General features: G+C 31.1%; 9 protein-coding genes. 5 read left to right on the forward strand and 4 right to left on the reverse strand.

The window, feature by feature from the left end; translation table 11 throughout:
- Positions 1-78: 78 nt before the first annotated feature.
- Together M5A78_RS21510 and M5A78_RS21515 are read right to left on the reverse strand one after the other, a co-directional pair.
- Complete coding sequence (locus M5A78_RS21510) at positions 79-867, reverse strand: hypothetical protein (RefSeq protein WP_248737330.1); 789 nt, start codon at positions 865-867, stop codon at positions 79-81.
- Positions 868-1,292: 425 nt separating this feature from the next.
- Positions 1,293-2,375 carry a PDDEXK family nuclease gene (locus M5A78_RS21515; RefSeq protein WP_248737331.1) on the reverse strand — a complete coding sequence of 361 codons (1,083 nt, stop codon included), beginning with the start codon at positions 2,373-2,375 and terminating at the stop codon, positions 1,293-1,295.
- Between the two features lie 107 nt (positions 2,376-2,482).
- Here M5A78_RS21515 and M5A78_RS21520 point away from each other — a divergent pair, with 107 nt between their 5' ends.
- Both M5A78_RS21520 and M5A78_RS21525 read left to right on the forward strand, forming a co-directional pair.
- Positions 2,483-3,163, forward strand: coding sequence for an EcsC family protein (locus M5A78_RS21520; protein ID WP_248737332.1), 681 nt, complete (start codon positions 2,483-2,485; stop codon positions 3,161-3,163).
- Positions 3,164-3,242: 79 nt separating this feature from the next.
- On the forward strand, positions 3,243-3,608 hold the full coding sequence (locus tag M5A78_RS21525; RefSeq protein ID WP_248737333.1) for a hypothetical protein: 366 nt from the start codon (positions 3,243-3,245) through the stop codon (positions 3,606-3,608).
- Between the two features lie 306 nt (positions 3,609-3,914).
- Here M5A78_RS21525 and M5A78_RS21530 read toward each other — a convergent pair whose 3' ends face one another.
- Positions 3,915-4,397, reverse strand: coding sequence for a hypothetical protein (locus tag M5A78_RS21530; protein WP_248737334.1), 483 nt, complete (start codon positions 4,395-4,397; stop codon positions 3,915-3,917).
- Entirely contained in the window at positions 4,366-4,683 is a 318-nt protein-coding gene (locus M5A78_RS21535) for a hypothetical protein (RefSeq protein WP_248737335.1), read from the reverse strand. The genes M5A78_RS21530 and M5A78_RS21535 overlap by 32 nt, the downstream gene beginning before the upstream one ends.
- Before the next feature lie 236 nt (positions 4,684-4,919).
- Here M5A78_RS21535 and M5A78_RS21540 point away from each other — a divergent pair, with 236 nt between their 5' ends.
- The 3 genes from M5A78_RS21540 to M5A78_RS21550 are packed head-to-tail and all read left to right on the forward strand — an operon-like array spanning position 4,920 to position 7,119.
- A complete protein-coding gene (locus tag M5A78_RS21540; RefSeq protein ID WP_248737336.1) occupies positions 4,920-5,750 on the forward strand; it encodes a ParA family protein in 831 nt (276 codons plus the stop codon).
- A gap of 1 nt (position 5,751) precedes the next feature.
- Complete coding sequence (locus M5A78_RS21545; RefSeq protein WP_248737337.1) at positions 5,752-6,348, forward strand: hypothetical protein; 597 nt, start codon at positions 5,752-5,754, stop codon at positions 6,346-6,348.
- A 3-nt stretch (positions 6,349-6,351) separates the two neighbouring features.
- Positions 6,352-7,119, forward strand: a complete 768-nt coding sequence (locus M5A78_RS21550) for a hypothetical protein (RefSeq protein ID WP_248737338.1) — start codon at positions 6,352-6,354, stop codon at positions 7,117-7,119.
- The last annotated feature ends 258 nt before the right edge of the window (positions 7,120-7,377 follow it).

The following is a 7,377-nucleotide window of genomic DNA, read 5'->3' on the forward strand; positions in this document are numbered from 1 at the left end:
AATACTTATCAATGTTTCTTTAATAAGTCCATCATTAAGAATAAAGAAACAATGTAGCAATAAATGGAATGAATTTTATTATTCAGTTTCTTTTTTTTCACCAAGAACCGCTTCTCTAGTTTTTTCTACTCTTATAGTTGATTCTTGAACGGACTTTTCAAAAACAATATCTTTGACATATTTTTTTAACTCTGGTTTGCCGAATAATGTTTCTTTAAGAGAATCATTTGTTAATTTATAACCTTCAAGAACTTTGCTTTTATCATCAAGGATAGCTTGGATACCTTGATTTATCGCATCTTCATAAATCAACTTTCGGTAACTCTCAGTGTATTCCTTTCTAAATAATCCTACAAAACTATCAAAATAACTCTTGTCAAACATAGGAATATAAGCTAATTCTAATGCTGGTACTTTAATGTGTAAAATCTTGGATTTTTCATCAAAATAAAAATCTTCTTTTTTGATATTTTTCAAATCATAACCAAGCATAAAGTAACCAAACAAATGAATGTTGTATTCTTTTCCGAAAAGATACTTTCCGAATTTTTTGCCTGTTGTTTCAAGCCAAATATCATCATCTTGATTTTTCAAAAATTCATAAGTGTCATCTTCGGTGTAATCGAAGTCTTGGATATCCTCATATCCGAAATGTTTGCTGATTTCTCGCACCTTATCATATGCGACATTTTCTACGATGACCTCACCTTCTATTGCTGTTGTTGCTTTTACTACTTTTTCTTCTCCACCTTCCAAAAGCATATATGTTCCTGCTGATCCAACGGAGGCACAAAGCAAGGCAAAAACAATGGTAATAACAATTCTTTTCTTCGATGATTGCTTCTTATTAACTCTAAATTCTGGCATAATTTTTTTCTCTCCATTATTTTTATATACTTATATAACATATTTAGATTTGGTCAAACTCATCTTTCTGGTATTCATCAGAGTTTGGTTTTCATAATACCACTTAAAGTAATCTGTATTATCATCTTACCTAGTTTTAGACTACATCGTATCCAGTTTTCTTCTTAACAGCTTCTTTATCGGTTGTAAAAAAATAAGTAGCTCCATCTTTAGAATACGATTCACCGTACCAAATCCCCTTATTAATAGCAGACCAATTGAAACGTTAAGAATTTGTTTCTTTTTTGAAAAATCTCGCCGCCTCCTGAATACTAGGACATTCTGCTATTAATTCTTCTCCTTTGAAAATATTTACGGGGATTTCGATTTTGTTTTGTATAATTGGTCTTTTTCTCTCCATATTGACACCTGTCTATTTATAATTTTTATTCATCTGTATTTAGTTCAAAAAACTCTAAAACTTTATCAATAGTATATTGACTTCTCAATTTATAGGCACTGTTCTGATTAGCTTTTAAACCCTTCACCCAATAAGCTTCTTCCTTAGATACATTGGCTGACCATTTTACTTTAACAACATACTCACACTTCTCAAGATCTTCTACATCGTGAAACATATTGGTTGCTTTGAGGTTTAGATCTGACATTTTAACATCTGTTTCATTAACCTTAAATGTAACATCTTTTATAGGTTTAACAGTTTCTATTACTGTACCAATACCGACATATCCACTTTTAGGTATCATACAAAATATTCTAGCACCAACAAATAATTGGTTTAATGTCCTACTATACCACCGTCCACCACCTGCTGAAATAAATCCATATTTTACTGCATCTTCCCATTTTCTAGATGCCTTATCTTCAAAATTAACTACAAAATCTTGTTTATTCCATTTTTCCTTTTTATTCTCTACTTTTGTATTACTAGATTTCTCATCTATTACATTAGGATCTAAAAGCCAACTTCTAGTTAAAAAAAGTTGTTCCCCCTCTTCGAAATAACGGAAGAAAACAGCATTGATTGGAACGTCATAATTATTTGATAAGTAATTAATTATTCTCTCTGTCTCACTATCAAGTTGTGACGAAACAATTGTAATTTGGTGTGTGTCATTTAACTTATCTGGTAAACTATCATCAAACTTCTCAGCAAATGCTTCTTCTAATGGGCAGTTATTTTTATCTTCGTATATTCTCAATACTTGATCATATGAAAGATTCTGTACCCAGGAAGCATAGTCTAATGCTTGAGCTACTACTTCTCTAGGTGCTCTATTCTTCTTTAATTCAATAATATGAAGGTTGCCCTCTCCATCTATTGCGAGCATATCTAGATATTTCCCATACTCTGTTTGAACTTGCCTACCAATCAATAAAAGATCATCAGATAATATAGACAAATCTTTCGACAATATATCTTCCAACTTTCTTTCTGATTCAATTACTGAGAAATCCACCTTTTTTATACCGCCATTTACCTTCCATATCCCAACTTCTATAGGCATATACTCACACCTCTTTATAATATTATTAAAAAGAAAAAATAGTAATTTCCGCACTTAATTTTATAGTATAATATTACCATAATTTCCTAAGAGAAAGGTGAGTAAAGTTGTCTAAAACAAAATCTTTAACACACGACGCAATAATGAAGGCATTAGATTGGTCTTATGATAAAGCAATTAATGGTGGTGTTCCGGGAATGGACACCGCCATAGAATTAGCTGATAGTTACTTACAAAAGAGTGGGACCTTAAATGAAAAAATTAAAAGTTTAATACTGTGGCAAAACACCAAAAGTGCTACTAGTGGATTTTTAACAGGTTTAGGAGGACTTATTACATTACCTGTTGCAGTACCCGCCAATATAACTAGCGTTATTCTAGTTCAAATGAGAATGGTTGCGGCTATTGCACATATGGGTGGTTATGATGTAAAAGATGACCAGGTTAAATCTTTTGTTTATGCCTGTTTAGCTGGAAATGGAGCAAAAGATATTCTTAAAAACGCAGGCGTTCAGATAGGAAAAAAACTTGCAGTAACCGGTATTAAAAAAATCCCTTTCGAAGTAATAAAAAAAATCAACCAAGCTGTAGGCTTTCGTTTACTAACAAAGTTTGGAGAAAAAGGTGTCATAAATTTAGGTAAGATGGTGCCTTTAGCAGGAGGAATTATTGGCGGTACCGTAGATGCAGTTGCTACAAATACTATAGGAAGTGTTGCTTACAAGCTGTTTATTCAAGAGCAAAACTTTAAAAGAAATGATGAACCTGAAATTATTGATATGGTATAGGATTAAAGGGTCTGTTTTAAATTTAAGATAAGTTAAAGGATGTATACTACAAAATTAATTTAAGCTGAGGGTGACTTCTATGAAAATAACCAGTGAAATATTTATTCGTTGTTACTATTATGCAAAAAAAGTCTATCAAAGACAGATTGATAGAACAACAGCTACAAACAATTTATTTAGTGAGTTAGGAATGAACCAAGGTAGTGCTGGAGATTATATTGAGGCATTTGGATCAATGACGAATGGGGAAAGATATACTAGAACCATTAATACTGAAGCTACTCGTTATTATTTAGAAAATATTAAAAATGATTTTGGTCTCGATCAACTAAAGATTGCTTTGAAAGCGGTAGACCTTCATACAAAATACTATGGGAATTTAGGCAGGGGACATTTAAGAAGTATTGAAAATGTTGTAGATGAGTATAAGGAAAACATTTCTTAAAAAATTTTTAAAGGATGTATATTTTAAAATGAATCTATTTTTTGTAAATACCGTTAATGTTCTTTAAATGATTAAGCTTCTCCATATTATTACTAGTACATACATAAACCCTTTGCTAAAACTGGCAAAGGGTTTATCAAGGTCTGGTTTCGTATTACATTTCCAACTTGTGTGGACTGTAATTGACAACACATTGGGATGTTGGTGGGTTTATCAACTTCCCCCCTCACTATCTAGTCTTTACTTCTTGAAAATATACTCCTCCTACAAGTTTGTTAATGGAAAAACAATCTTGTTAAGTAAATGTCACTGATATCCCGCTACAATCCAATCTTTCATTTCAGTAATTAGCTTTGCCAATTCCGGCAAAATAAGAAGGTTTGCGTGAACAGACTCAAAAGTTACTGGAGCAACACTAGTTGGATGCCCAGCCTCATTTCTAGTCATTCTTATTGGTGCAAACAATGCTGACCAAAAGGAATCAAAGTTTTCTTTTAATTTGTGGGGCATTTGCTTCTTTACAAACGTTAATTCTTTTTCAATTTGATCAAATATTGTTTTAACTCTCCAATCATTGAGTTGTTGAGGAACAGTTTTATTTAGTTTATTCATTTTATCCACAAGAATATCTCTTAATTCAAGAACCATACTTTCTGCTGCCCCACCAATCATATCAGCAGCAGCTTTAAAACAATTTTGATTAAAAGTTACTATTGCTTCCTCAAGATATGACTCTGCAATGGGATTTAAAGAACATTTAGATTTTATATATAATATATCCTTCTTCATTCGATGGATCTCTACTTAAATTTTGAAGAATGGCACGGCCGGTTTCTGTTATATGTATAAACGGTGGGTTAGGATTGCTTAAGTTATGTCCCCAAGATAAATGACCAGCTCTGAACAAATCATACCAAACAGTAAGTAATGCTCTTTCAAGTTCTTCGTTACCACGTATTTTTAACTCTTCAGATATCTCTCTCAATAGTACATCTTGTTGAAAGTAGCCAGCTCCTTTGTCTTTTGTTAGATTAATAACCTCTAAAACCACCGATTTTATTAATTTACCATCCATAGAAATCTCCTAAATTTTAATTGTTATGTCTAAGCTACTGAATTGCAACTATTCTTCTGCATTAAGTACTCCGAAACTTTATCAATCGTATACTGACTTCTTAATTTATTTTCTGGAAGACTATCATTAAACTTTTCAGCAAAGGCTTCTTTTACTTAAATATATTTTATATTGTCTTTTCTTTAACAACAAATGGTAAAATACAAATTGTATATATAAAGAGGGGGCACAAAAATATGGGCAAAATAATAACATTTATTAATATGAAGGGAGGAGTAGGAAAAACTACACTCGCTGTTAATGTAGGATATACTCTTGCTAAAGTATATAAATTAAATGTTTTATTAATAGATATGGACCCACAAATGAATGCAACACAGTATACTTTAAATGACGAACAGGTTAGAACTATTCTTACTAAACCAAAAAATTCGGTATATGGAATTTTATCCCCACATATAGACTTACCAGGAGCTGTTAAAGGTAGTACAGAAGAAGAACCTGAATTTATTTATCCAATTTACGAAAAATTTGATATTATTCCTTCGCATTTACAATTAATGAGTTTAAACCTAAATGAGAGACCTTTAAGATTAAAGCAATTTATTAAGGAAAAAAAGCTCAGTGAAATATATGATGTTATTATTCTAGACTGTCCTCCTACGATATCAGGTTATACTAAATTGTCACTATTAAGTTCGGATGGATATGTTGTACCAATGAAAACAGATTATTTGTCATTTTTTGGCTTACCTTTGTTAGAAAATTATATCAGTACCTTAAAGGATGACTTTGAACAGGAACTTGAATTTTTAGGTATAACCTTAACAATGGTAAGATCTGATTGGAACATTTATGATGATGTAAAAGCGTTAATTAAAAAAGACGTTAAATGGAAACGGAAACTTTTTAGTTCTGAATTAAAAGCCAAAACATTAATTGAAAAAGCACTCTCACCTGAAAATAAGAAAACTGGAAAAACTTATATAATTGACTTAGGGGACGAGGAATCTACAAAACAGATAATAGCTATTACTCAAGAATTTATGAGAAAGGCGAGGGTTTAAAATGAGAGAAGAAACAAAAAGTGTTATTTATATGGCATTAGATATACTTGATTCCATTAACTCCTCATCCTCAGACCAAAACATTCATAATTTTATAAGAATAGACAGTGAAGTATTAGAAGACGTAAGAGAAGAGTTATTTCGATTATTAGCGGGTTCAGTAACAGAAAAAGGTTCAATAGAAAAACTCCCTGAGAAAAAAGAGGAGAAAAACGAAAGGGAACAATTAATAGGATTGTTACCATTGGTTTTAATTGATAAAACGAAGTTTCCATCAAATAGTGATATTATTAAGCTTGCTGAGTTTTCATTAAACATTAATGGACTAAGTAAGAAAAAAAGAAGTCGGAATGAGCTAATAGGGATTATTGTAAGTGAAGTAGCAGAAAAGGAAAGCAAAGATTTAGATTTATTCTTGAAATTATGGAGAAAATTTATGAAGGATAAGTCAAGTAATAAATTCAACAATACTCTTACTAATTATAACAGCAATATAAATATAAAAACAATCCGGTATAACAACGATTCTATTGATAATAAAGAAGACAATTTTGTTGATGTTTGGTTAGAGTTTTTCAGATCTCATAAGGGGAGATAAAGAATGTTTGCCGATGACCACATTATTAATCAAAGAGACCAAATTAGTAGTTATTTAAAACAGACATATAATATTAATATTGAAAGCCTACCTTATTATAATAATTTTTCTGCTTCAATGTTGAAATGCATCGTATCATTTAAACTCTGGAGTGGAATGTTGGAGAGGAAAGATGCAGTTTCCAATGGTTCATTACAATATTTAAAAGAAACAATATCTAATCTTAATCAGGTTTTAGTTTTAGGGATTTTGGGCTTTAAGAGTCCATCATTCTCAATGATTAGAAGATCGTTGGAAAATATTATTAGTTTTATTTACTTCAAAGATCATCCAATTGAATTTGCAAAAAAACAAATGGACCCCGAATTTAAAAACCTGTCTGTAAAAGAGATGGGGGATTATATTAAGCAATACCCTTTTAGCTATTATTATAATACTGAACAAGGTAACTTAATTAATCAGTTTACCTCTCAGATTATGGGACTATGGAAGATTGAATATCAAGAACTTTCAAAGTTTGTTCACGGTTCTAATGATAAGTATTTTGATTTGAATAGTTTTATAGAGGAAATTAACCCCAATGACGATATCTTAATAAAAATTGAGAAACATATATTAATATTTAGTAGTATTGTTAACACATTAAATATTTTATTTTTCTTTGATTTGTATAAAAGTGAAATTTCAGAAGAAGAAAAACAGTTTATAAGACGTGCGATTACTCAAGATGGCTATAAAAGGACTATTCAAGATATTTTTGGAGAGATATAAGAAATATAAAGAGAAACATAAAATAAAATAACTACCTCAAGTAGGTAGTTATTTCAGATTGTAGACAAAAGGCATCCGAATGAGCCCATTCGGGTGCCTTTTCGTTGAATTTTTGCTCGTAAGAGCAGAATTTAGATCTATCCCATCCATACTTTTAGGCCATTTCTGGACTTTCCCAAGTCCAATTGGCCATCTTTTTCAAATTCATGGCAGCAAAAGTAAGCATCGCCTGCATGGACAATTTTTTTAGGCCCCTTA

The sequence above is a fragment of the Neobacillus rhizosphaerae genome, assembly GCF_937468385.1.
Lineage (GTDB): Bacteria > Bacillota > Bacilli > Bacillales > Cytobacillaceae > Neobacillus > Neobacillus rhizosphaerae.

Coding starts and splice junctions, on each gene's coding strand:
- M5A78_RS21510 (WP_248737330.1), bottom strand. CDS start 867: ATGCCAGAATTTAGAGTTAATAAGAAGCAATCATCGAAGAAAAGAATT.
- M5A78_RS21515 (WP_248737331.1), bottom strand. CDS start 2,375: ATGCCTATAGAAGTTGGGATATGGAAGGTAAATGGCGGTATAAAAAAG.
- M5A78_RS21525 (WP_248737333.1), top strand. CDS start 3,243: ATGAAAATAACCAGTGAAATATTTATTCGTTGTTACTATTATGCAAAA.
- M5A78_RS21530 (WP_248737334.1), bottom strand. CDS start 4,397: ATGAAGAAGGATATATTATATATAAAATCTAAATGTTCTTTAAATCCC.
- M5A78_RS21535 (WP_248737335.1), bottom strand. CDS start 4,683: ATGGATGGTAAATTAATAAAATCGGTGGTTTTAGAGGTTATTAATCTA.
- M5A78_RS21540 (WP_248737336.1), top strand. CDS start 4,920: ATGGGCAAAATAATAACATTTATTAATATGAAGGGAGGAGTAGGAAAA.
- M5A78_RS21545 (WP_248737337.1), top strand. CDS start 5,752: ATGAGAGAAGAAACAAAAAGTGTTATTTATATGGCATTAGATATACTT.
- M5A78_RS21550 (WP_248737338.1), top strand. CDS start 6,352: ATGTTTGCCGATGACCACATTATTAATCAAAGAGACCAAATTAGTAGT.